Below are 26,282 nucleotides of genomic sequence, written 5' to 3'. Positions count from 1 at the left end.
AAATTTGTCAATCAGCTGATAACAATGTGTAATTATAATGTTTTATTTTCTTTTTCAGTGTTTTCTTCTTCCTCGTCCTTAGGGAATATCTCAATCTTAGGTTCTTTGATAGTTTCTTTGTTGGACAGACTGCGTTCTAAGAAAAGCAACAGACTAGGCAAGAGTAGTAAGTTCGTCATCATTGCAAAAAGCAAAGTAGCTGATATGAGTCCGCCGAGTGCTTTGGTACCTCCGAAGCTGGAGAGCAAGAATACCGAGAAACCACAGAGTAGTACGATAGAAGTATAGAACATACTTACTCCTGTTTCGCGTAAAGCTGCATATACCGATTTGCTTATCTTCCAATTACGCGCTACTAACTCTAAGCGATATTTAGCCAAGAAGTGAATGGTATCGTCTACCGAAATACCAAAGGCAATACTAAACACAAGGATAGTAGAAGGCTTGAGCGGAATGCCAAAATAGCCCATCAGTCCTGCGGTGATGAGTAGCGGTAAGAGGTTAGGAATGAGTGAGACAACTATCATCTTGAACGAACGGAACATATACGCCATAATGAGCGCAATGAGCAAAATAGCTAAGGCTAATGACCAAATGAGGTTGGTAGCTAAATAATTAGTACCTTTGGTAAACAAATAGGCTTTACCGGTAATCTTCACTTCATACCTATTACTTGGGAAAAGCTTTTGAGCTTTGGTGTAAATATTGTCCTCGATTTGTTGCATCTTCTCAGTACCAATATCCTTCATAAAAGTAGTGATGCGTGCCGTTTGCCCCAATGAATCTACATAAGCGGAGAGCATATTAGCATTACCTTTAGAGTTTTTGACGTATGAAAGGATAAAGTTTTGCTCTTGGGTAGTGGGCAGGCTATAATATTTAGGGTTGCCGTTGTAATAGGCTTGTTTGGCGTATTTTACCAAGTTTACCAACGAAAGCGGTTTGGATATTTCGGGAATTTCCTCGATATGAGTGCAGAGTTCGTCAATGCGTTTGAGATTCACTAACCGAGTAACACCGTTCTTCTGCTTTGTATTAATAGTGATTTCCAAAGGCATAATTCCGCCATAATTCTTCTCGAAGAAAGTGATATCGTCGAAAAAATCAGCTGACTTAGGCATATCTTCGATGAGACTACCCGAAATCTTTATTTTGTAAATACCAATAATACTGAGGATAAGCAGAGCGATAGCCGTAGTGAATACTGCAATACGGTGATGCTTTACTGTATTCTCAATGAACTTGATAAGTCCACCTATCCAGTTGCGATGCAAATGCCTTAGGTGTTTTTCCTGAGGTATGTGCATATAACTGTAAATAATTGGGATTAGCAATAGAGAGATAAAGAAGATAGATACTACATTGATAGAAGCAATGACCCCAAACTGTTTGAGCAAAGAACTTTCGGTAAAGATAAAGGTAGCAAAACCGATAGCCGTAGTGAGGTTGGTGAGCAGGGTTACATTGCCTACATTGCGGATTACCCTAATAAGCGACTTAGCTTGATTGCCGTGCTTACTGATTTCTTGTTGGTATTTATTGATGAGGAATACACAGTTCGGGATACCAATTACAATGACCAAAGGCGGAATAAGTCCTGTGAGAATGGTGATTTCGTAGCCGAAAAGCCCTAAAAAGCCAAATACCCACATTACTGCAATCGATACCACGCCCATAGAGATAAACATCGCCCTAAATGAACGGAAAAAGAAAAAGAAGATGGCTGAAGTAGAGAGTAGGGCAGCCAAGATGAATAACCCTATCTCGTCCATTATATTTTGAGCGCTGAGGGTACGAATATAAGGCATACCCGAAGTGTGCACTTTGAGTCCGGTTTGCGCTTCGAACTTCTCGACTATGGGAATAAAATCGTTGAGGATAAAATCCTTGCGGGCTTGTGTATTGACAATCTTTTTGTTCATATACACGGCTGTTTGCAAGGTATTCGTTTTCTTGTTGTAGATGAGACCTTCGTAGAAAGGCAGTTTCTCGGAAAGTACTTTTTTGAGACTATCAGCTTCAGTTTGGTTTTTTACTTTTCCTTCGATAAACTTATGGGTAACAAAGCGTTGCTGTGCAGTGTCTTTCACTAAGATAGGCAAATTGTCGATAGAGATAACAGCGTCTATCTGTTTGAACTTTTTTAGTTCGTTACTAAGAGCAATCCATTTGTTGAGTACCTCAGGTGTATAGATTTTTTTGTCGTCTAACGCCATTAATATCAAGTTACCTTCTTCGCCGAACTTATCGAGGAAGTGCTTGTACTCCATATTCACAGGGTGATCATCGGGGAGCATATTTGCTTCGGTAAAAGTAAAGCGCACGTTCTTCCACTGTGTAGCTAAGCCCCCAGTGATAGCAGCTATGAGTAGTAAAAAAGCAATTCGGTTGCGCAATATTAAGCCCGCAATGGTACCCCAGAAGCTGGCTTTTATCCATCTAAACATCTTGATATCTCTTTATTTTCTGAGGGCGCAAAAGTACAAAATAATATACAATTACAAAAATAAATATCAATGATTAATGGTTAGTGGTTAATGATTAATAATGATTTTATGAATTGACAGGGAGTTTGACGTAAGAGATAGATGGCGTAACTTAATTAGCAAATGAGGAAATGAGGAAATGAGAAAATGAGGAAATGAGAAAATGTGGGAATTAGTTGGAGAATATCGGAGGGGCTTGGACTTCGAAGGAAAACGAAAAATATCAGAAGTGTACTGAGAGGGATTTTAGCGAAAAAAGGCTATTAGGAGGGTGGGATTAGCTTATAGAGAGCTTATAGGAAGCTTATACGAATCTTGGACGATTGGTATAGAAAGGGTATATAAACAATTGATTAATAATATAATACAACAAGGCTAAAAATGTTAAAAAAGAGGTTTCGAGACGAAAGAAAAAGGAAGAGGTGCTAGGCCATAGGCCATAGGCAATAGGGGGGAATGTGACGAAAAATTAAAAGAAACCTCCCCCTTACACATACCCAGCTTTCGCTGGCTTCCTCGGAGAGGGGGAATGTGGAGACGGAAAAAAGAAGAAATGACGAGGGACGAATGAGGAATGACAAGGGCAATTGGGATAAATATTCTTAGAATATTAGCTCATTTCAATAAATTGTTGTACTTTTGCACCCTAAAAACAACAACTTAAAGAGAATTCTGCAAATAAATATGAAAAATAAAATCTTTACTTTTGTATTTTCTTTATTAATCATCACAACAACTCTTACTGCCCAAGAACTGCTACCGCTTCCTTTGCGTCAGAAAGAGGAGCTCAAAGCGCGTTCGTGGGTGCGCGAAACGCCTTTTGAGCAAGTGACAGTAAAAGAGATAGGCAATCGCATCAGTGCGCTGAGTGTAAACCCTAAAAATAGCAGTGAGTTTATAGTTGCTCCAGAAAACGGAGGTGTATGGCTTACCCAAAATGGCGGGGAAACCTACCAAGTACTATGCTCAACCCTCCCTACACAAAGTATTACAGCACTGGCGGTAGATTGGCAATCGGGGACTTTGGCGGTTGCGACCCCTTATGGCGTTTTTATCTCTACCGATAAAGGCAAAACAACTGACTTTAAGGGATTGGGAGGAATGCAACGCATTAGTAGTTTGTATATCAACCCTACTAACCCCCAAGAACTTGTGGCAGGAGTATTGGGTAACCCTTATAAAGCCGATGAAAAACGCGGTATCTTCAAAACTACCGATGGCGGAAAAACGTGGCAACAAAAACTATTTGTAAGCACTCGTGCGGGTATTACGCAAATTACTGCTTCGCCCGATGGGGCAATGCTTTTGGCTGTATCGTGGGAAGTGAATAACAGTCAGTGGGACAGTGCTCCTTATGGCAGTAATAGTGCTATTTACAAGAGTGCTGATAAAGGCAATACGTGGACGAAAATCACGGTGAACAACGGATTTCTCAAAGGGAATAACATTGGCAAGATAGGGGTGAGTTGCTTTAACAGTCAGACTTATTATGCGATAGTAGATAATCGCAACGCCAAAAAGAAAGAGAATATTAACACTGTACAGAAAGTAGTGCGCATTCATCTCTCCGCTCAAGATTTTGATGTGATGAGCAAAGCCGATTTCCTCGCGTTAGATAACAACCGTTTAAATGTGTTTTTGCACAATATAGGTCAGGACGAGAAATATACAGCTCAGAATCTCAAAGATATGATAGCAGCAGAGGTAACCTCTCCTGCTAAACTACTGAGTTATTTGGGTGTAAGTACCCAAGAGGTTATAGGTGCGGAAGTGTACGTAACCGAAGATGGGGGTAATTCTTGGCAAAAGACGAATGTTCAGCCTCTGAATGATGTGTATTACCAAAACGGAGAGCGTTTTGGGGGCATCAGCGTAGACCTTAGTAATAAAAAACACTTATTTATAGGAGGATATCCCTTATTGGAATCTACCGATGGAGGCAAGACGTGGAAAAGCAAACAACCGATTTCGTTGAACAACAGCTATGAACAACTTTACTTACAACAGGGTACTCTATTTTGTACAACTCGCAGTGGATTACAGGTCTCTTACGACAACGGAAAAAGTTTTGCCTTTAAGAATGTACCACAAGCAATGGCTTTTACCCAGCTGAGTTACGACAAAGCTAACAAAACACCTTACTATGTGAGTGACCAGGTGGTATTGGCACAAAATAACAGTCATTGGAATACGTTCAGAAAAGCTATTCATTTGCTATCGTTTGGCAATGATAGCTATGCCGCAGAACCTTATGGCAAGTTCTTTACTTTTTTGCCTGATAGAGACCAGCTTTTTCCGTTAGGAAGTGCTTATTACGGTGAAAACAAGGAACCGTTGCGTTTTGGCAAGAATGCACCGCTACTTATTTCGCCACAAAACAAAGATATTATTTACATAGGAAGTGACAAATTGCACATTTCTATGGACAAAGGTCGGAATTGGCGGACTATTTCGGACGATGTAACCAATGGTAACAAGCAGGGCAACAAGGCATATGGTACAATTTCGGCTATAGCTGAATCGCCTTTTATGTTTGGTTTGCTTTATACGGGTAGTGACGATGGTATGATTTACACCAGCGACAACGGAGGGGTATCGTGGAAACAGATATACAACGCTTTCCCTCGTCCGCTAAAAGTGAACAACCTTATTGCCTCTAAACACCAGCGTAACCGCGTATTGGCAACCCTTATTAGTACTGATGATTCCAATATCGATCCTATTATTTTTATGAGTAATGACAATGGCAAGAGTTGGACAGATATTCATTCTAACCTGCCCGATAGCAAAGTAAATGTACTCAAAGAAGACCCTAAAAACAGTCAGATTCTTTATGCAGGAACTGATAATGGGGTGTATATTTCGTTTAACTTAGGTGAAAGTTGGCAACCATTCAGCAAAGGATTACCCGAAACAGGTGTTTACGATATTTATATAGACGAAACAAATGGCGAAATGACAGTTGCGACATTGGGACGAGGTATTTTTCGCACTTCGGTGAAGATGATGCAAGAGCTAAGAGTAGCGATTACCTCGCAAGATTTTTATCCACTTGAAACGCCTATTACGCTTCCTTATTCTGCGAATTGGGGAAATGCCAATAACGAATGGGAAGAACCTGTAAAGCCTAATGTGTATTTCTATGCTTTTGCTTCAAAGGAAAATTTATCAATACCTATAAAAGTGATGAAAGGACGTGTTACCTTGCAAACATTTACTTATAAGACAAATGTTGGGTTTAATTATATACCTTATGACTTGACGATGTCTTATGCGGGTAAGACAGCCTATGAGAAGAGTCTTCAAAAGATATTTTTACCTATTGCTACTGATGGTAAAGTATATCTACCCAAAGGACGCTACACTATTATATTTACGCTTCCTGACGGCTTTGAAGAAGAAAGAACACTTGATATATATTAGAAGGAAAGAATTTTATAAGGGGTTTAACAAAAAAGCACAGACGACTTGAGTTTATCAAGAAGTCTGTGCTTTGCTTATATAAGAATATGCCATTAAAAAGCTTCTATTCTGTAACTATAGCTGTAAGGCTGATACAGATACAGTAAGTATTGTTCCATTGGTAAGTTGCCCCAGCTGTTATCACCTCCCAAACCTAATTGTTGCAAATCGATGTCTAAGTGAGTATACTTATCAGGGGTGAGTTCACCTGCGTGTGTTTGTCCTTTTTCTATACCAGGGAATAACTGTGCAGGACTATAAGGCAGGGCATTTATATTTAGTAGAGAACCTGTACTATAAATGGCAATGTTTACTCCTTTTTTCTTACTGAGCTTTGCCCAACGTACATCAGTTTTATTACCATTCTCTTGCGGACGCACATAAGGGTAATACTGGCTAGCAATAGCACCTTCGTACAAGCCTACCATAGCGGATGTTTTCCTATCCCAATAACTTTCCCAAGGTCCTCTACCATACCACTGAATGCGCTGAAAAGGCAGAAGTGTAAGATGATTGCCTATCTTAAAAGTAAGCGTTTTGTCGTTCTTTAGAGGTTTGAAGTGATTGCTCACCGTTACGGAAGGCTTGCCATCAAAAAGCAACTCTTGAGTATAATCAATTGTACCTTCTACCAATCGTTTGCGTAGGGTTATCTTCACTTGACCAGAGTTTAGTTTCTCTACCGATATACGGATACTATCAGCTTTTTTCTCTGCCTCTTGAAGCTGTTGTAGTTTTTTAGGTAAACCTGCCCCAAAATCGTTATCAGTGCCAGCCCGCCATAAATTTACCTCTAAGCCTTCGGGAGCAAAGAGTTCTTCATTCTTCACTTGAAATGATACCCATTTGCCTGTTTGTTTATCTATTTTAGCTGTATAATGCTTATTATGCAATAGAATGTGGCTGGTTGTTTCTTCTACCTCTAAAAGTGTTGTATCAGCAATAGCTTTTTGAGGAGTGTAGGAGGTGAGAGGAAACTCGGCAAAAGCAAGTTCTGTACCTTTCTTTAAAATTCCTTCGTCTTGTTTGAGACGGGCGGTACATTGCAAGATATATTCTGCTTTATCGTCTGTTTTAAGAGGAGGTAGTAAAAAAGTAGCCTCGCTTTGTGGTAATACTATTAAGTTGGTAATATTACCACTTTGAACAGGCACACCTTCTTTGAGCAGTTGCCAATGTATTTCGTAGTTTGATAAATCTTTAAAGAAATGCTTGTTGCGCAACATCAGTTGGTTATTTTGATATTGAAAGCCTATTTCTTGTTGCACTTTGCGTACTTCATAAGCGTGAGGATGCCAACTTCTGTCGGAAGCTATTACTCCATTGATAAGAAAATTATTATCGCTGGGAGTATTTTTATCACCGTAATCACCCCCGTAGGTTACTAATTTCTTGCCATTAGGTAAGGTCTTATAAAGCCCTTGATCGATGAAATCCCAAATAAAACCACCTTGTAGTTTAGGATAATGCTCATACACGTCCCAATATTCTTGAAAGTTACCTACACTGTTACCCATTGCGTGAGCGTATTCACATTGCAAGAAGGGTTTAGTGTGATTGCTGAGCGCATAGTCGATAAGGAAAGGAATACGACGGTACATACGCGACTCGATATCTGTATTCCAATCGTAGTGAGCTAATTCATAGTGAATAGGGCGTGAGGGGTCTATGCCTTTTATGTGTTGATAGCCTTTGTAGAAGTTCCAACCGTTACCTGATTCGTTGCCCATACTCCAAAACAGAACCGATGGGTGGTTTTTATCGCGTTTTACCATACGTTCCATACGTAGCAAATGAGCATATTCCCACACGGGGTCATTGCCGATAGTCTTATCCATTTCATAATGCATACCGTGGCTTTCTATATTAGCCTCGTCCATTACGTAAAGACCATATTTATCGCAAAGGTCATAGAAATAAGGGTCGTTAGGGTAATGAGAAGTGCGTACAGCATTAAAGTTGAGGGCTTTCATCTGCTTTACATCGTTCTCCATCTGTTCTTGACTCACTACTTGTCCCGTATGCGGGTCGGTTTCGTGGCGATTCACCCCTTTGAAGAGTATGCGTTTGCCGTTTACCAAAATGTTAGCTCCTTCTATCTCAATCGTTCTAAAGCCTATGGGACGATTTACTACTTCTTTCACCTTTCCTTGAGCGTCGTACAGCACCATTTGTAAACGGTACAGATAAGGCGTTTCGGCACTCCACGCTCTCACTTGTGGCAATTGTGCTTCGAATTGCAATTCGGTTTTACCAAAGACTTTTTTGAGTCCGATAGTTTCTTTTTGTTCTTGGTAGAGCAGTTGTTCTTTGTCGAACAGACTTACTTCCACTTGGTATTTAGAGGCATCGCTTGGAGTTTCGTTCCATACTTCTACCAAAGTGGTGAGTTTGCCATTGGTGTAGTTTTTATCTAAACCAGCGCTGATGCTAAGGTCGTATAAATGCACTTTAGGTCGCATATAGAGGTAGCAATCACGAGAAATCCCGGAAAAGCGCCACATATCTTGGCATTCGAGGTAGCTTGCGTCCGTCCATCGACGCACTTCCATTGCAATGAGGTTTTTGCCCTTAGAGATATAAGGAGTAATGTCAAATTCAGAAGCCAACTTGCTGTCTTTACCCATACCCACAAACTTACCGTTTATATACAGTTTAAATGCCGATTTCACTGCTCCTAAATGTAGGTATACCTTTTCTCCTTGCCAAGAAGTGGGTAAATCAAAAGTTTTGCGATACAGACCAGCGTTTTGTTGAAGACTATCAGGAATATCGGGAGGAGTAGGGTTCTTTTGATTAAATTCGTAAGAAGCGTTCACGTAAATTGGAACGCCATATCCCTGTACTTCCCAATTAGAAGGTACAGGAATTTTCTTCCACTGAATTTCGTTAAAATTGGTTTTGTAGAAGTCTTTTGGCAACTGACGGTAGTCTTCCTTCCAGAGAAATGACCACAAGCCATTGAGATTTAGGAAACGTGCTGATTGCTCTATCGTACCATTTTTTGCTTTAGCTATATTCTCAAACGGAAAGTAGGAGGCACGCATTGACATTCGATTGATTTCTTGCAGTGCTGGATTTTCGAAAATGGAATCCAAGTGTTGGGCATAAGAGACTATAGTTAGAAAAAATGATATGACAATGTATAGGTAGTTTTTCATATAATAATATGTTACAAATTTTGGCAAAGTTGAATCGTTATAAAATTTATTTCACAGGAAACTCTTTATTGAAAAATACCTTCTCAGCCAAATCGTCTTGCTTGTCTCGAATTTCTTTTAAAAGTAAAGCTTCTAACTGTTTAGTAATTTTCAGATATTCTTTTTTGCCATAGACGTTGTTGAGTTCTTTAGGATCGGTTTTGAGGTCAAATAGCTCCCAAGTATTCACGCGTTTGTAGTAACGAATGAGTTTATAACGATCAGTGCGAACACCAAAATGAGGTGATACTGCGTGCTCCCCGTTTTCGTAGTAGTGATAGAATATCTGATTGCGTATAGGTTTGGCTTTTTTAGCAAACAACTGTAAGAACGATTTGCCTTGTATGTCAGCAGGGATAGGCAAGCCGGCTAATTCTAAGAAAGTAGGTGCCAAGTCGATGTTCAACACAAAATCATCGTTGGTTGTGCCTTTAGGAAAGAGCTTAGGGTAAGAGACAATCATTGGGGTACGGAAAGATTCTTCGTACATCCAACGTTTGTCAAACCAACCGTGCTCGCCCATATAAAAACCTTGGTCGGACATATAGATAATCACAGTATTGTCTTTCAATTTGTGCTTTTCTAAGTAATCGAGCATACGCTGAATGTTCTTATCCATCGATCTTACGGTAGATAGATAATCACGCATATAGCGTTGGAACTTCCATTGTGCTAATTCTTTACCACTGAGATTGGCGTTGAAATACTGTTGACGTATAGGGTTATAAAAATCGTTGTAATGTGCTAATTGAATAGCGGTCATACGAGAGAAGTTTGCATCTTGCACTTCTTCTTTTTCATTTTTGAACATCTTCAAATCGTAACCCATCATCATATCCTTACCAATGGACATTTCTTGCAAACTTGCGGGCTTGCGAGTTGCATAATCGTCAAAGAAAGTATCGGGCAATGGGAAGTTTACCTGTTCATAAGCTCCTAATTCAGGTAAATCGGGCATCCAAGTACGATGCACCGCTTTATGCCCCACAACCAAGCAGAAAGGTTTATTAGGGTCACGACGATCGAGCCATTTTTCGGCTTCATCTTCAATGATATTGCTTACATAACCTTGCTCGTTTACACGTTTTTTACCTTCAATGATAAAGTCGGGGTTAAAATAACGACCTTGGTCAACTAAGATTTTGAAGAAGTCAAAGCCCTTGGGGTCATCACCTAAGTGGTATTTTCCCACCCAAGCAGTTTGGTAGCCTCCTTGTTGCAAGAGATTCACAAACTGTTGTTGTGAAGAATTATAGTGTGATGTCTCATTGTCCATAAAGCCATTCTTATGGCTATACTTACCCGTGAGAATACAAGCCCTACTAGGACCACAAATGGAGTTGGTAACAAAAGCTTTGTTGAATCTTACCCCCTCATTAGCAAGTTTATCAATTGCAGGAGTTGCATTAGTAGCCCCATTGTTATAAGCCCCAATCGTTTGATACGAATGGTCGTCTGAAATAATAAGTATAATGTTAGGTTTGCTTTGTGCAAAAACTGTTGTGGCATATAAAAGCCCAAAGAAGAATACGAATTTTTTCATAAATGAATTGGTGTTAAAATGAACCACAAAAGTACAGCAACTTTTTTTAAGTACCAAATTAATTAAGAAAAAATATTTAATTATGACTATTTTATAAAAAGAAGTTAGTAATAGCATTCTAAATATAAAAAAAGCTCCCTAATTTCTTAGAGAGCCTTTTTCACAATGCATATAAATACTACTACTAACTCCAAAAATGAAGAAAATTTTTCAGTTTTAGAATCTCTATTACTGTCTGTTCTCAGTAATAAAGTTTTTTACATAAGATTTTGTTTTAAGTTTGATAGTTTTAATGAAAATGTTTTTTCTAATTTTTGTTTTAACAATGTTTCTTTTAGCAATCTTCTGTTTACTATATTGAAAACTCTGTGCCAAAAAAACATTCCTTTATATTACATTTTGTAAATTACTGATTATAAGAGAGTATGTTTTGATAATAAAGAAGTAATTACTTTTTGCAACCTTCTTTTTGTTTGTGTAATTACACGTTTTTGATGTCTATTTACACACTTTATAGCACTACACTTTTACCTTAGTTAAAAACTCTTGTGTATTAGGTCCCTCGTGGAAAAGCAAATCTAAAATAGATAAGTTAGGAATAAAACCATATTTATCTGAGAATATTTGGTGATAAGAGGGCATTGTTACAGAGTATTTTTTTTTAGCACTACTCAAAAAACGATAGTCTTTCACTCCTTGTGGCTCGGCTTCATACGTTTTTGTCTTGTCAAAGTTAATATGTACTAACAAACAGGCTAAAACAGTCTCAATTGTGTCGATATTTACATCGAGTAGGTAAGTATATTGCTTTTCAAAAATACGCACCAAATCGTCTTCATAATACTCAAAATAAGGAGATGTGCGATAGGCTGTCTCTAAACTTTTCCAGTGCAGACGTTGCCATAGGAAATTATTCTCTACTTTCACATCTTTGAACAACTGTCGCCCGGTATTACCTCCTACGTGCTTAATAGGTAAGTTTAAGGATTGCTTGCCATTGGCACCGTAAATATATGTACGATTACGCAAGGTTTGTTTCTGATAGTTGTCAGAGACTTCTAAAACGCAAGGTTTGTTCAACATCAAGTGAAATTGAGCAATGGAAGGAAAATAAGTAGGGTGTAATAATACTTGTTCTACCATATTATTCTTTTACTTTTTTCTTTTTAACCAAACTATATAGCAGCCACAAACCAAGTAACCCAAATACAATATATCGGTAGGACACAGGTTCACCTTCACCATTTACGGTAGTGAACAAACGCTGCCAACGTATTTTCTTAAATCCTGAGGCATTTTTGTCTAAACTCATCCAGATGAGTACGGGTTTACCAAGCACGTGATCTTCAGGTACAAAACCCCAAAAACGACTGTCTTCTGAATTGTGACGGTTATCTCCCATCATCCAGTAGTAATCTTGTTGGAAGGTATAAGAGGAAGCTTTCTGCCCATTAATGTAAATATCATCACCCTTTGTTTCTAATTTATTGTGTTCATACTCACTAATAATGCGTTTATACAACGGCAAATTCTCTTTAGTAAGTGTTACGTTTTTTCCTTTGGCAGGAATGGTAATAGGTCCGTAATTATCCTCATTCCAAGCAAAAGTAGGACTGTGAGGGAAGATTGCAGGATTGTAGACCCCAGCCTTATTTACATTACGAGTAACTGACACAATACTTGTATTAGCTTCCAATGCCTTAGCTACGTCATCTGTAAGGGAAGTAAAAATATAAGTGTCGTTGTTGATGGGATAAGCGGGATCGGTAACACCGTACTGTTGGTACATCACTACTCTAAACTCATCGGGATGACTGAATAAATTGGGTTGTGTAACCACTATATAAGAAGTTTGTAACTTGGCACGTACAGGATAGATTTCCTTTTTGCCATTTATCCATACATCGCCGTTTTTGATTTCTAATACATCGTTAGGGATAGCTACTGTGCGTTTTACATAGTTAGACTTCTTATCTATGGGCTTATCTACGTGAATGCCCGAATTGTCTCGGAAGTACCTTACTGTATCAGTAGGCCAGTTGAAAACCGTAATATCATTTCGCTGTACTTTCTGCAAAGCAGGTAAACGCAAATAAGGTAACTGAGGCGTTTTGATATACGATCTTGTGCCTATTACGGGAATTGAATCGTGTACCATAGGTAATGATAGTGGAGTCATAGGCACACGCACACCGTAGTGAAACTTACTTACAAAAAGAAAATCGCCTACCAAGAGGGTTTTTTCTAAAGAAGAAGTAGGTATCATATAAGGCTGTATAAAGTAGGTGTGAATAGCTGAAGCTGCTACTACCGCAAAGATAGTAGCACTCACCCAAGAGGAAACATTCTTTTTGATGACTTCTACATCTTTACCTACGTAGTGTGTAGAAGGTAAATAGGTTATGTAGGCAGCAAAAAGTCCCAAAGTAATTATTGATAGCAGAGTGTAACGCTTCTTGCGATAGTTAAATACGTGTAACCATTCGTAAGTCATCACAATTACCATAATATTACCTATTACAGGCAAATACAGCAGGAATACCCACCACCAAGGGCGAGAGATGATACGTAAAAAAATAACGGTATTGTAGAAGGGAACAAAGGCTTGCCACGCTTTGTAACCTGCTTTTTCATATCCTTTCCAAAAAAATAGCCCATTGATGAGCTGTGCAATGATTAAAATATATAAATATATCATAATGATGAATGATTAACGTTTAAAGGTTCATTACTTTTTGTTCTCTTAACTGTTTTAAGAATGTTGCCACACCGTCTTTGGAGTGGTGAAGTGTTATGTGTTTGGCTACTGCTTTTACTTCGTCGCGAGCATTAGCAACTGCTACCCCATAACCTACGCCTTTGAGCATCTCCAAATCGTTATAGTTATCGCCAAAAGCTATTGCTTCGCTCAAAGGCAAGTGATAAATCTCGTCTGATACTATTTTCACTCCTGTGAGTTTAGAAACACTGATATCTGATAGTTCTATATAAGTTTCTCTACCGCGATAGATTTGCATTACCTCTGTATATCTCTCGTTTAGTAGCTTGAACATTCGCTCTATAAGAGTTTCTTCTCCCATTAACATTAGCTTGTGAGCGCCGTGTCCTGCTTGTTTCCAGTCAGTAAGTACTTCGCGATTGGGTCGCACGGTAGGAGTTACTTTGGTAATTGTTTCTTCACGTTGTGCCCATTCATCGTTAGCGGGTACATACCACTCGTCGTTATAATAAAAACTAATGTGTATCTGAGCATTGAACTCTTGTTCGTTGAGGGTGACTACTTCTTCGAGAATAGGGTAGGGGATAGTAGTAGAGTGTAGTACCTTTTCGCCATTGAGCACTAATCCGCCATTATAAGCGATAAGTGGTAATCCTGCGATGCCTAAGTCTTTTTGTATGTGATACATTTGCTCAGGCATACGTGAAGATACTAAAATGAAAGGTATTTTGTCTTTCAGTTGTTTTACTTCGTGAATGGTGTTCTGCGTAAGGGTTCGCGAACCACTTAATAGAGTGCCATCAATATCAGAAAAGATAATTTTATACATTCTTTTAGTTAAGAGTCCTAAGTTGAAAAATATGAATTATTAGAGTGCAAAGATAATGCCTTTTTTTAAGATAAGTAGTTTTTTGATTAAAAAATACGCTTAATGAAGATTGAGTACATCGTTCATCGTAAATACTCCTTGCTTACCTACAATCCATTCGGCTGCCATAACAGCACCGAGAGCAAAGCCTTTGCGATTGTGAGCAGTATGCTTGATTTCTATGGTGTCTACCTCACTGGTATAGGTGATGATATGAGTGCCTGGGACGCTATCTATGCGCTTGGCTACGATAGGGATTTCGTTCTCGGTAGCTGTGTTTAAATGCCAACCTATTTTATCAGTTTCAGCAATAATACTTTCTGCCAAAGTAATCGCAGTACCGCTGGGGGCATCAAGCTTTTGAGTGTGGTGAATTTCTTCGATAGCTACCTCATAGTCTTTGAGTTTAGCCATCAGTTTGGCTAAGGTCTTGTTCAGTGCGAAAAATACATTTACCCCTATACTGAAATTAGAGGCGTAGAGAAAAGCGGTTTGGTGCTTTTGGCACAAAGCTACTGCCTCATTGTATTGGGCTAACCAACCGGTAGTACCTGCAATCACGGGTACTTTGTGTGTGAGACAGTTGCTAATATTAGCAAAGGCACTGCTGGGGGTGCTGAATTCTATAGCCACATCGGCTATTGTAATGTCGTAAGAAGTTTCGGCATTATCTATTTTTAACACGATTTCGTGTCCGTGAGCGATGGCTATTTGTTCAATGGTTTTACCCATTTTGCCATATCCGAGTAAAGCTATTTTCATAATTGACTATTATAATTTAAATATTTTATTTCTTCTTTTCTTTTAAAGTGCAAAGTCGTAGCACGACAGGCATATAATGAAAAGACGAACAAAGAACGAACAAAAGACGAACAAAGAACGAACAAAAGACGAACAAAGAACGAACAAAAGACGAACAAAAGACGGTGCGAGCCGCACGGGCAGATAAAGAAAAGATGAACAAAAGACGGTACGAGCTGCACGAGCAGATGAACGATAAACAAGACTAAGATGTAGGAATCTTGAATTTATACTACTTTTCAGTCGTTGAGATTCTTCGCAAGAGTCGTAGTTGGTGAGTGTAATTGCGCAGTTCACTATTAAAAATACCGATATGGTCTAACCGGTCGATGCGCACTTTGCCAAAAGAGTGAATAATCCTGTTGTCGCCTAAGAGAATGCCCACGTGAATGATATTGCCTTCTTCGTCGTCAAAAAAAGCTAAATCACCTGCTTGGCATTCTTCTATAAAACTAAGAGAAACACCACAAGTAGCCTGTTTTTTAGCCGTACGAGGCAGGTGTATGCCGTTGAGTTTGAAAACCATTTGCACCAGTCCGGCGGAATCTATCCCAAAGGGAGTTTTTCCTCCTGTTAAGAAAGGCACGTTTAAATATTCCAAAGCAGTGGGGATAATACCCTGATGCGGTATTCTTTGGGTAGATTGTGAAGTTTGTAATAGATGATTGTGAGAAAAGGTAGCCCCTTTGGGTATGTGCAGAAAGAGGTTGTCTCCGGTTTTCAAACGGAGCTTTGTAAGCCATCGGTGAGCGTATTTTTCTTTCTTTTTTAGAGATTTTTTGTAGTCTTTATCCGAAATTTCCGTAAACTGACTGTTAGCTACCCAGCCTTCAATATTGTCGAACAGCAAGCGCACATAGCTCCAATGCTCTTCTTTATCAATTACTTGCAACAATTCTCCGAAGAGTAATTGCGTAATCATCTCAGCCCCCTCAAAGGGCTCTAAACGTACGGGAACAACGCTCAAATGGCATATTCCATAAGGTGTTTCTAATATCTTCATATTCATCACGCCCGCAAAGATAGCAAATAATTAAGTATTAGCAAGAAACTATTCATATTTTTTTGTTTTTAAATGCTATTTTGTCTACTTTTGCACTCATAACAATCACATTACTATGGCAGCTTACAAACACCCTATTACCTTAGAAGCCGCTTTAAAAGAAGTAACCGAAGAGCGCTTCTGCAAAGGGCATCATTATAAAGATGTTGCCCTCACCGATGCGATGGTAGAGCAGATAGTACAAGTAAAATCCTTAGTAAATATGGGTTTTATCAATACTGATATTACTGATGAAGCCCTCAAATACTTGGCTACTTTGCCCAAACTAAAACTCCTTTTCTTAGAAGACAATAAGCAACTCACAGGCGAAGGCTTCAAATACTTTACCTCGAAACCTGTTGACCACGTTTCGTTGGACGGTTGCCCCGTAACCGATGAAACCTTGAAAATTGTTTTGCAAGTGCCTCGCTTGAAGTCTATTTCATTGCGCCGTACCCGCATCACTTTCGAAGGGCTAATGGCTGTGGCGCATTATAGCAGAATAAAGTTCTATCTCGATAAGTTTTTCACCGAGGAACAAATAAAAACCTTTGAACAAGCCCAGCGCACGGCAGGAAAGAAGAAACCTACTACTACCAATGCTGATGATTTGCAAGTAGTTAAACAATTGCTCTTAAACTTTTTCTCGGCGATGACCCAGTGGGAAGAATTCGCTACAAAAAATGATGAAACAGAAGAGGATGACCTTTTGATAGAAGAAAAATGTAAAACGATTTTTAAAAAATATTGCACCGACAAACGCCGCATAGGCTATCGTCCTGAGTGGATTAGCTTTTCTATGACAAAAGGTGGTACCTATGGCAATCATCAAATTATAGATAGTGAAACTCTTACCAAGAATAAGATATATATTTATACCCAAGACGAGTTAAACTTTCAGTATCGCTTCCTGATTATCCGAAAAGACGGTATTTGGAAGATTGACGAGTGCCAATGGCGTGACGGAGGCTGGAAAAAATACGGATTATAAAACTCATTTAAATAATTAAGTATGATGACAGATATATCTCAAAAGCTAAAATCTGATATAAAAGTAGAAGATTTGAAACAAGAAAATGGTATTTTGTGCTATATGAATGACTATTTCATTAGTGGAGATAACCAAAAGTATATGAAAATGTACGATTGGATGTCTTTTTTCTATGATTTTGGAGAGAAATGGATAGGAAGAATCAAGTATGGACACGCTATTGACCATCTACGTACCGAGTTGATGAGCCGTTTGGAATGGAAGAACAATATTTCGGTGCTTTATGTTTCCATAGGTACGGGGGCTGACTTGCATTACCTGCCACAAGGGATTGATTTGAAAACGATAGACCTTGTAGGAGCAGATATCTCAATGGGAATGCTCAAAAAGTGCAAGAAAAAAATGCAAAAGAAAACTAATTTAACGCTTGTACAATGCCCCGCTGAAGATCTTCCTTTTGCTGATAATACCTTTGATATTGTTTTTCACATTGGGGGCATTAACTTTTTTAACGACAAAACTCGTGCAATGAGTGAAATGCTTAGAGTTGCCAAAACAGGAAGCAAATTGCTTATTGCAGATGAAACAGCCGACTTTGTGGAGACCCAATACAAGAAAAGTGTCTTCTCCAAATCTTATTTTGAAGACAAAACAGTCGATTTGAATGCCATAGAACAATGTATTCCTATTTCAGTGGCTGAAAAGAAAACAGAGTTGTTTTGGGATAATAAATTTTATGGCATTACTTTTAGAAAAAGTAACTAAATGAATGCTAAGAGAAAAAGAGAAGTTGCTAAACTGCAATATAAAAGCCATAACAAACAATTATTTGTTATGGCTTTTTTGTAGAAAGTCTATTTGTTAAAAGTTATTTCTTAGTGGCAGCTTTTTCAGCTTTTGCAGCATCTTGTGCGGCTTTCATTGCAGCACGAGATACTCTCACCTGGCAAACCACAGTATTATCTGGGTGCATAATCTTGTATTTATCTTGTGCTAATTTAGTAACGTATAGCTTGTTACCCATTTCTAAGCCCGAAATATCTACAGGAACAAAATCAGGTAAATTGTCAGGAAGAGCTTTTACTTTTAGTTTGCGATTCACAATACGCAAAGTACCCCCTGCCATAATACCTGGTGAAGTTCCCTCAATTTGAATTGGCACTTCAATAGTAATTTCTTTGTCTTTGTGAAGCTGATAAAAATCGATGTGGATAATTTTATCAGATACAGGGTCAAACTGAATGTCTTGCAGAATGGCGTTATAGGTTTTACCATTCAATTCAATCGCAGCGGTGTATACGTTAGGAGTGTACACGATGTTTTTGAATGCTAATTCAGGTGCTGAAAAATGCAGAACATTGTCTCCCCCGTATAGTACGCAAGGAACCTGTCCAGCATTACGTAAGGCTTTGCTTGCAGCTTTGCCCACGCTTTCTCTTTGAGATCCTTTGATTGTAATTGATTTCATTTATTTATAAATAATTATTAAGTTACTTGTTCTTAGGTGTTAGGTTTTGTTAGAATTAAACATCAATTCTTACCTTTTCTTTTAACCTTTTGCCTTGCTACATTATAAATTTAGAACTGATAGGCTCGTTGTGATGTACGCGATGCATTACATCAGCAAAAAGATCAGCACAGCTCAGTACTTTTATTTTGCTCGAAGGCTGCTTTAGTGGAATCGAATCAGTCACGATAAGCTCTTCTAAAGCCGAATTCTCTATGCGCTCATATGCGTTCCCACTCAGTATAGGGTGAGTAGCTACTGCTCTTACACTTATAGCTCCTCTGTCCTTCATCAGTTGGGCAGCTTTCACCAAAGTACCTGCCGTGTCTACCATATCGTCTACCAATACTACGTTTTTACCTTCTACTTCACCTATGAGCTCCATTGTTTCAATCACATTGGCTTGTTTGCGCTGTTTATAGCAAATCACCACATCACATTTCAAGAACTTAGAATAAGCATAAGCCCTTTTAGAGCCTCCCATATCGGGCGAAGCAATACACAAATTGTCTAAGTGCAACCCCTGTAAATAAGGTAAGAAAATGCTCGAAGCAAAAAGATGGTCTACAGGGCGCTCAAAGAATCCTTGAATTTGGTCGGCGTGCAAGTCCATCGTCATAATACGAGTAGCACCTGCCGCTTGCAAAAGATTAGCCACCAATTTTGCCCCTATTGGCACTCTGGGTTTATCTTTCCTATCTTGGCGAGCCCACCCAAAGTAAGGCATTACTGCTGTGATGTGCCTTGCCGAAGCGCGTTTGGCAGCGTCTATCATTAGTAAAAGCTCCATCAAGTTATCCGAATTAGGGAAAGTAGAGCATATTAAGAAAACGCGTGCCCCCCTAATCGATTCTTCATAAGAGGGCTGAAATTCACCATCACTATAATAAGAAAGTTTAACTTCACCGAGCTGAGTACCGTATTTTTGCGCAATTTTCTCAGCCAGCTCTATGCTTTTAGAGCAAGCAAAGATTTTTGAATTAGGGGTGGTTTCACTAAACATTTTTATCAGTAAATGTATTAAGGTATAAAAACTTCTAACTTTTCAGGGTGCAAAGGTACGAATATTAATCGTAATTGCAAGTATCTTGATGTGTTTTTTTATTTTATGAGCCAAAACATACCTCGCTTTACCTTTTTGTTTATCTCTTTGTTGCACCAATTACACTCTCCCACTACTTTTGTCATTTCTCATTTGTCATTCGTCATCTCTTCTTTTTTCCGTCATACTCCCTCCTAGTGCCTATGGCCTAAGGTCTATCAAATATTTCTCTTTCTTTCGCCTCGAAACCTCTTTTTTAACATTTTTAGCGTTGTTGTATTACACTATTAATCAATTATTTGTATACCCTTTCTATACCAATCTTCCAAGATTCGTATAAGCTTCCTATAAGCTCTCTATAAGCTAACCACACCCTCCTAATACCCTTTTTCCTTCAAAATCCCTCTCAGTCCACTTCTGATATTTTTCGTTTTCCTCCGAAGTCTAAACCCCTTCTCTGAGTCTTTCCGAAATTCTCCAACTAATTCCCACATTTCCTAATTTTCTCATTTTCTCATTTTCACATTTCCTCATTTCCTCATTTCCACATTTCCTAATTAATAACCCACATCTCGCATAGTACTCCCCCTTATATCAAACTCAGAAAGTAAGCCCTAAACTAAATTGATGAAAAGTATTCACTTTTTGACTCGTAAATACTCCTATTTCACTGTTAAACCCTACAAAATAGCTTAATGAAGGCGAAAGTTTGTGATGGTATTGCAAACTCACCTCAAAACGCTGTCTATCCGAGGCAAGAAAGCGAGCATTGTGCAAAAGCATTGCGCTGAGCTCAGCTTCATTGCGGTCATTGCGCAATAGATAATTCTCGTGTAATACTTTCCGATACCGATACTGCACGCCTGTTACCCCTATACTCTTCTCCCCTAAGGGTGCTACAACACTTATCGTCATTCCAACATTCATATAATCAAAATGCTGAAAACTCCTCACCAAAGTATAATCCTCACGATAGGTTTTATAACTCACATAAGGCATTATACGATACTGTACAGCATTGTCGAAACCAAAAAGCGCACCTAACTGATATTGCTCGCATTTAAGGGTATAGTTTTTGTTCTTCGCAATAACCTCCGTCCAATTGTTATTCCGCCCCGAGAGGATAGGCTCTACGCCCTTTTTACTTTGCTGATAATACCCTAATTTAAATCCGTAGTGATAGTGAGCACGACGGAACAATTTGGTAAGTTCTGTATTGAGTACCCTATTGGTCAGGGTTACTGCAACAATCCCATTGTCATCAGTCATATACTTCTCAATCGTCAGTTGATGGTAATCCCCTGTGAGAAAAAAGTCGTCCGCCCTGCTGATAGCCATTCCCCCACCATAACCATAACCTTCGTAAAAAGCCCTCAGTTTATTGCCTTTCAGCAAATGGTTGTAATACCCCAAGCCATTGAGGTGATACACCGTAGGCCCCCCTAATTCGTTAAAGAACCTCAGTTCGTTTGATTGGGTATATTTCACAAAAGTGCCATAAACACCCATCTTCCACTGCATTACCTTCCACATAAAACCCGATTGCAATTGCAATTGCGAAGTAATATCCTTAGGACGCGGGTCTTTATCCCTACTTGCTAATTCAGCTTGGTAATTCAAGGAGATGCCCCAATGCAGGCGTTGCCATTGTTTGGCAAAACCACCCGTAAAGGCGTATTGTTCGCTGTGCAAATCTCCCCCTATGGCATCAGCAGTGAAGTAAGGATACAGCAACTCACCATCTACCGACTCGTTCCAGCGAATGTGCTTTAGGGTTCGATTTATATACGACGCATTACCCCAAAGCGTACGCGTGCTGTCATAAGGAAAATAAGAGCTCGCTTTTACTGAGAAAGCAGTATGACCTTCAGGATACTGCTGGGCATACGCCTGCTTATCGCTTCCCTCGTAAGTTGTTTGCACCGACGAAAAGCGATATTTTCCCCAATCTGTCATTGTTGCCGGATTCTGAAAGTAAGCTCTATAAATGCGTTGAATACTTTGTTGCTCTTTCAGTTTCAGCAGAAGGGTATCGATGGTATCTTGCCCCCAAGCAATCATCTCGCAGAGAAAAAATAAAAATAATATGTTGAGTGGACGATGTATCAATTCTAATTCATTGATTTGTCAATAAAAAACGCTACAAACTTTGCCAAAGTTTAACTTTGGCAAAGTTAAATCTGCAAAAGCAATATTTCACTCTTCACTTTTCACTTTTTAAGTGTAGGTGTAGTGAGGATTTCGAAATCTTCAGTAGAGTTGTTAGTATCTTTAAAGATAGGCTTACCATTGTTTTCAGAAAGAACCTTACGGCGTACAGATTTGCCATAACGAGTTTTGTCTTCCTCATCTTTAGTTACATAAGTATAGCCTGAATCCAAAGAAGTATCGGTCACCAACCATTCGAAACCTTTTTCAGTACTTAGATTTACGGCATCTACTATCCACTCATTAGGAATTTTCAACGTACTTCCTGTCTTTTTAACTATTTTGCCTTTAACATTAACTTCATATTCATAGTCATATCTAAGAGTAGAAGTAGCAGTACCTTCTGGAAAACGCGCTATCACATAGCTTCTATTACCTCGATTATTGAATATGAGAATACCATACAAATTGATGTTATTGGTAACAGTAGGGCTATCTATATCTTTTACTCTTGGAGGATAATAATTTTCAAAGTTAGCTTTGCTCAAATCTAAAGAATTAGGATTGTTTTCTTTATGGTTAATTCCTTGTTCAGCAATAACAATAGAAGCACCTGGTTGCACGGGATATTGAGTGCCTGTACCAGGTATTTGCACCATACCTTCTACTGCAAAGGCTTCTTTCATTATATTGGGAGTGTAATCTCTTTTGGTTACCGTTAAAAACTTAGAATCTGCTAATACCAAACCATCGGCGTAAAGCACCTTATCGGTATTGTTATAAAGTTTGATATACTGGTCACCAAAGTATTGTTTTCCTTCAGGAGTTAAAGTGCCAACAAAAAAGATTTCTTCTATAATAAAGTCATTACCTTTAGCTTTGATAGATAAAGGTACTTTAAAAGAGCTATCGCTAAGCACATCTATTTTGCTAACGAAAGCACTAAGTTCACCTGCTACGGTCTTGCCATCAAGGGTATAAGTAGCAGTGGTGGCAATGCGCAGTTCATAGCTCCCCATCAAAAGAGGAAGGGTTAATTCATTTTGAGAAATATTGGTAAAAATACGTTCTACTTTCTCATTCTTGTTGAGTTCTGTAAGAGTAAGGGTGAGCGTACCATACCGAACATTGGTTACCTTATCAGGATTTTGTAGCTGAAGGGTAAGATTGCGTGTAGTAACAAAGGTGTTGATATTATCATCATCCTTCTTACAAGCGTTTAAGAGCACTAAAGTAAGTACTAAAGCTAAAAATTGTTTTAAATGTCTCATAATATGTTAATTTATTAATTTGCTAATTTACTAATTTACTCTTCCCTAAAGAAATGTTCATCTCCATTCCAAAATAGGGGTTGATAAGTCCGCGACGGTTGATGTATTGTCTGTTCACACGGTAGTCCTCGTAAAAGTTGAACAGATTGTTTACATATATCGAAAGGGTAAAGTATTTATAAAATTCTTTTGATATTTTTAGATGTATGTTCACTGATAGTGGAGTTCTATCACTGAGACTTATAGTTGTAGGGCGTATGAGCCATTGCAATACGGGGTCACTCGCTTCTGTCGCTGTATATGGGTGACGCACACCATCTTCACTGATGTAGTGAGTGGGCACACGACTAAGAGATGGACTGCTGTTGATAACATACCAAGTGAGGTCGCAACGCACAGAGGTGATGAGATGCAGTTCAGGGAGGTAAGTATCGGCTACGAGACTGGTTTGTAACTGTTCACAGTCGTACTTCTCCATTTCAGGATATACTCCCAGATTGTAATATTTGCGGTTGTTAATGATATCTTTATCGGCAGGACGATATACAGGCAATGAGTTGTAATACAAGCTGTGAAACCACGCACCACTAAGGGTAAAGCGAGTGTTAAGCAATTGTAGGCGCTTGCTACTGTACTGAAATTCCACCCCTTTTTTATCGATAGCTGAGCCATTGCTCTCCATATCTGAGAGTATCAGGGCGTCTTGCAAAGTATAGGGCAGGTTTTCTACCAAAGGAGGGGCAGTAATCGCATTGTGATTGAGCCCTGTAGCATCGTATTTTTTATAGAATACCTTGTGATAATCGCTCATCTTTCGGAAACCCGATTGCATACGCTCGTCGAAATAGGTGATAAACAGCGAATGATGGTCGTATTCCAAGCCAAGGCGCACTTCGGCTTTGCTGTTTACGGCGGGCATAATGCTGTAGTTCACTTGCGGAAAAATATATGTTTTATAGTGCAATTGGCGGTATGCCCTTTGACTGTGATAGTAATTTAGCTGAACAAAATCTTCGTATTTTTCTTGAGGGTAGAGCATCTCTTGAGTAGGGAGTTTGCTATGCTTGCCCCAACCACCTGTAAGACTGATACTGAGAGCTTTTTGGTTAGCAAATTCAATTTTAGGGAAAGTAACTTTCATATTCACACGTGGGTCGAAACACATCTTGTTATGCAATGCGTAGCGTGAATCAAGTCCTAAAAGGGTGTTGGCACGCAAACCGGCACGCAAGAAGAAATCGGTATGCCAAAAGGTTTTTTCTAACTGTTCTTCAACATAAAAAGACATATCCTGCATCGCGGGAATACTCTTGAAAGCACGCGGACGTGTAGTCATTTCGGGTGAAGGTGGGTGCGCCAAATCGTATACCTGACCCAGACCGTTGTTTTTGTTGTAGTTGTAAGTAAGCCCTATAAGAAACTCGTTAAGGAATCCTGCAAAACGTTTATAACCTCCTGCTGCAAAGTCGGTATAAAGGTGTAGCGGTTTGCCATCTACGAGCAAGTGCGACACATAGTTAGGGTCGGAAAATGCGCCATAAAATTCACCAGCTTCTGTGTTTGTGAAAACGGGGCGCGCATTGGTGATTTGCACCCATTTGTCTTGTTCAATACGGTCGAAACTCTGCGAGTAACTAGTCTTAAGTACCAATGTTTTGAAGAATGTTTTGTGGAGTTCCCAACTCAGCCCATTGGCGATACGGATATTGTTGTAAGTAGATTGATAAGCATCATAGCGATCAAGACCTACATCGGGGTCGCGTTTTTCCTTGTCGATAGTACCCGTATAGTCGATGCTGAAATTCCACGTAAGCGGATTTTTGGTATTAAAGTGTTTTTCGGCACGAGCCGAAGCAGTGTAACGTTTGTAGTTTTCAAAGCTGTTACGCGGGTCGGGTTGGGAATCTAAATAATCTAAACTAAAGTTGAGTTTGAGACGATTTTCATTAAGTTCAAAGCCTTTGCCTATATAGAAAAGTTTGCTAAAACCATCGGCTTTGGCGCGCGCCCTAAGGGGAGTATAGCCTTTTTGGCGGTGAATTGTTACTACTCCACTGCTGATGTCACCAAATTTCACCGATGGAATACCGCGTATAATCTCCACTGTTTCAATATCATCGGTAGCAATGGTGCGCATATCTACCCCCGAGCGAGTAGTGTTGCGCTTCTCATCGGCGTAATTCGATTGAGGGGTGATAATCATTCCGGTACCTACCGTAGATTGCATATTGTTATTCACATCTAAGGGAACACCATCAATATTGAAGCCTATGCCTAAAGAGGAAATACTATAACCGTCCATAGGCGTTCCTGTCTGCCTGAGAGTGAGCGTATTGGCATAATTCAATGAGGGAGTAGTAACTTGTCGACCAGGAAGTAAACTCACCAAATCGGCAAAGCTGGACGGCTGGAGATGTCGCATAGCCTTTCGGTCGATAAGCGAAGTAGAAGTAGGTGCAGGAAGTTCTTTAGCAGTTACCACTACTTCCTCTAACTGAATAGGCTGTGTAGTATCAGAAATAGTAGTAGGAGAAACAGTAGTGAGAGTTGCAGTTTGAGCGTAAAGAGCTGAGCAAAAAATAGGAAAAGCAATGAGTACCAAAGAGATGAACCTTTGGTATCGTAATGATTGTGTATATTTCTTTTTACTTTTCATTCTTCACTAAATAGGACTGCAAAGGTAGTACTTTTTTTGAATTATATAAAACAAATCTAAATAATATTAATATTAAACTTATAAAAATGCTTAATTTAACATCTGTTAAATATAACAGAATACTATTTTTTCAATCGCTTTTGCATCACTATATTACCTCTCGTCGAATACATTTAACCCCTGCACCTCTTACTATCCTCTTCCTTCCATATCTTTTAAAGTTTTCCCGAAACCTCCAATAAGTCACTTTTGCATTTATTAAATTCCAAATTTCCTAACTTTCAAATTGACTAATTCTCTAATTTATCCTTCTCTTTCTTTCGCCTCGAAACCTCATTTTTAACATTTTTAGCCTTGTTGTATTATATTATTAATCAATCATTTATATACCTTTTCTATACCAATCGTCCAAGATTCGTATAAGCTTCCTATAAGCTTCCTATAAGCTAAGCATACCCATTTTACCTCTTATCTTTTATCTTTTCCCTGAATTACCTCTTCCGTTCCTCTTCGTTATCTTTCTGCTTCCTCATCTCTTTTTTAAGA

16 protein-coding genes are annotated in these 26,282 nt (G+C 39.0%); 3 read left to right on the top strand and 13 right to left on the bottom strand.

Annotated features, from left to right (window positions below):
• Positions 1 to 32: 32 nt before the first annotated feature.
• Positions 33 to 2,447 carry an efflux RND transporter permease subunit gene (locus HW278_RS00325; RefSeq protein ID WP_009421129.1) on the bottom strand — a complete coding sequence of 805 codons (2,415 nt, stop codon included), beginning with the start codon at positions 2,445 to 2,447 and terminating at the stop codon, positions 33 to 35.
• A 723-nt stretch (positions 2,448 to 3,170) separates the two neighbouring features.
• Between HW278_RS00325 and HW278_RS00320 the strand changes: the two genes are divergently transcribed.
• On the top strand, positions 3,171 to 5,909 hold the full coding sequence (locus tag HW278_RS00320; protein ID WP_178976579.1) for a sialidase family protein: 2,739 nt from the start codon (positions 3,171 to 3,173) through the stop codon (positions 5,907 to 5,909).
• Positions 5,910 to 6,001: 92 nt separating this feature from the next.
• On the opposite strand, the gene HW278_RS00315 is transcribed toward HW278_RS00320, so the two are convergent.
• From HW278_RS00315 to HW278_RS00285, 7 genes are all read right to left on the bottom strand, one after another.
• Entirely contained in the window at positions 6,002 to 9,109 is a 3,108-nt protein-coding gene (locus HW278_RS00315; RefSeq protein ID WP_178976578.1) for a glycoside hydrolase family 2 TIM barrel-domain containing protein, read from the bottom strand.
• Between the two features lie 46 nt (positions 9,110 to 9,155).
• Positions 9,156 to 10,691 (bottom strand): sulfatase, encoded by a 1,536-nt coding sequence (locus HW278_RS00310; RefSeq protein ID WP_178976577.1) that lies wholly within the window; start codon positions 10,689 to 10,691, stop codon positions 9,156 to 9,158.
• A 519-nt stretch (positions 10,692 to 11,210) separates the two neighbouring features.
• Entirely contained in the window at positions 11,211 to 11,834 is a 624-nt protein-coding gene (locus HW278_RS00305; protein WP_178976576.1) for a WbqC family protein, read from the bottom strand.
• Between the two features lies 1 nt (position 11,835).
• On the bottom strand, positions 11,836 to 13,389 hold the full coding sequence (gene lepB, locus HW278_RS00300) for a signal peptidase I (protein WP_178976575.1): 1,554 nt from the start codon (positions 13,387 to 13,389) through the stop codon (positions 11,836 to 11,838).
• A 19-nt stretch (positions 13,390 to 13,408) separates the two neighbouring features.
• Entirely contained in the window at positions 13,409 to 14,239 is an 831-nt protein-coding gene (locus HW278_RS00295; RefSeq protein WP_178976574.1) for an HAD family hydrolase, read from the bottom strand.
• A 99-nt stretch (positions 14,240 to 14,338) separates the two neighbouring features.
• On the bottom strand, positions 14,339 to 15,040 hold the full coding sequence (gene dapB / locus HW278_RS00290; RefSeq protein ID WP_178976573.1) for a 4-hydroxy-tetrahydrodipicolinate reductase: 702 nt from the start codon (positions 15,038 to 15,040) through the stop codon (positions 14,339 to 14,341).
• A gap of 271 nt (positions 15,041 to 15,311) precedes the next feature.
• The gene (locus HW278_RS00285; protein WP_178976572.1) at positions 15,312 to 16,088 is read right to left on the bottom strand and encodes a C40 family peptidase; all 777 of its coding nucleotides are present in this window, start codon (positions 16,086 to 16,088) and stop codon (positions 15,312 to 15,314) included.
• Between the two features lie 109 nt (positions 16,089 to 16,197).
• On the opposite strand from HW278_RS00285, the gene HW278_RS00280 reads away from it, so the two are divergent.
• Both HW278_RS00280 and HW278_RS00275 read left to right on the top strand, forming a co-directional pair.
• Positions 16,198 to 17,112 carry an NTF2 fold immunity protein gene (locus HW278_RS00280; protein ID WP_178976571.1) on the top strand — a complete coding sequence of 305 codons (915 nt, stop codon included), beginning with the start codon at positions 16,198 to 16,200 and terminating at the stop codon, positions 17,110 to 17,112.
• A gap of 21 nt (positions 17,113 to 17,133) precedes the next feature.
• Entirely contained in the window at positions 17,134 to 17,877 is a 744-nt protein-coding gene (locus tag HW278_RS00275) for a class I SAM-dependent methyltransferase (RefSeq protein WP_178976570.1), read from the top strand.
• A 103-nt stretch (positions 17,878 to 17,980) separates the two neighbouring features.
• Here HW278_RS00275 and HW278_RS00270 read toward each other — a convergent pair whose 3' ends face one another.
• From HW278_RS00270 to HW278_RS00250, 5 genes are all read right to left on the bottom strand, one after another.
• Complete coding sequence (locus tag HW278_RS00270; RefSeq protein ID WP_009418740.1) at positions 17,981 to 18,580, bottom strand: 50S ribosomal protein L25/general stress protein Ctc; 600 nt, start codon at positions 18,578 to 18,580, stop codon at positions 17,981 to 17,983.
• 97 nt (positions 18,581 to 18,677) lie between these two features.
• The gene (locus HW278_RS00265) at positions 18,678 to 19,622 is read right to left on the bottom strand and encodes a ribose-phosphate pyrophosphokinase (RefSeq protein ID WP_015782855.1); all 945 of its coding nucleotides are present in this window, start codon (positions 19,620 to 19,622) and stop codon (positions 18,678 to 18,680) included.
• A 639-nt stretch (positions 19,623 to 20,261) separates the two neighbouring features.
• The gene (locus HW278_RS00260; protein ID WP_255493656.1) at positions 20,262 to 21,770 is read right to left on the bottom strand and encodes a DUF6850 family outer membrane beta-barrel protein; all 1,509 of its coding nucleotides are present in this window, start codon (positions 21,768 to 21,770) and stop codon (positions 20,262 to 20,264) included.
• 101 nt (positions 21,771 to 21,871) lie between these two features.
• A complete protein-coding gene (locus HW278_RS00255) occupies positions 21,872 to 23,080 on the bottom strand; it encodes a DUF4876 domain-containing protein (RefSeq protein ID WP_178976569.1) in 1,209 nt (402 codons plus the stop codon).
• A 22-nt stretch (positions 23,081 to 23,102) separates the two neighbouring features.
• Positions 23,103 to 25,736: a TonB-dependent receptor plug domain-containing protein gene (locus HW278_RS00250; protein ID WP_178976568.1), complete on the bottom strand. Its 2,634-nt coding sequence runs from the start codon at positions 25,734 to 25,736 to the stop codon at positions 23,103 to 23,105.
• Positions 25,737 to 26,282 lie beyond the last annotated feature (546 nt).

It is taken from the genome of Capnocytophaga sp. oral taxon 902 (genome assembly GCF_013394735.1).
Lineage (GTDB): Bacteria > Bacteroidota > Bacteroidia > Flavobacteriales > Flavobacteriaceae > Capnocytophaga > Capnocytophaga ochracea.
This window is presented reverse-complemented; position numbering and strand designations above follow the sequence as displayed.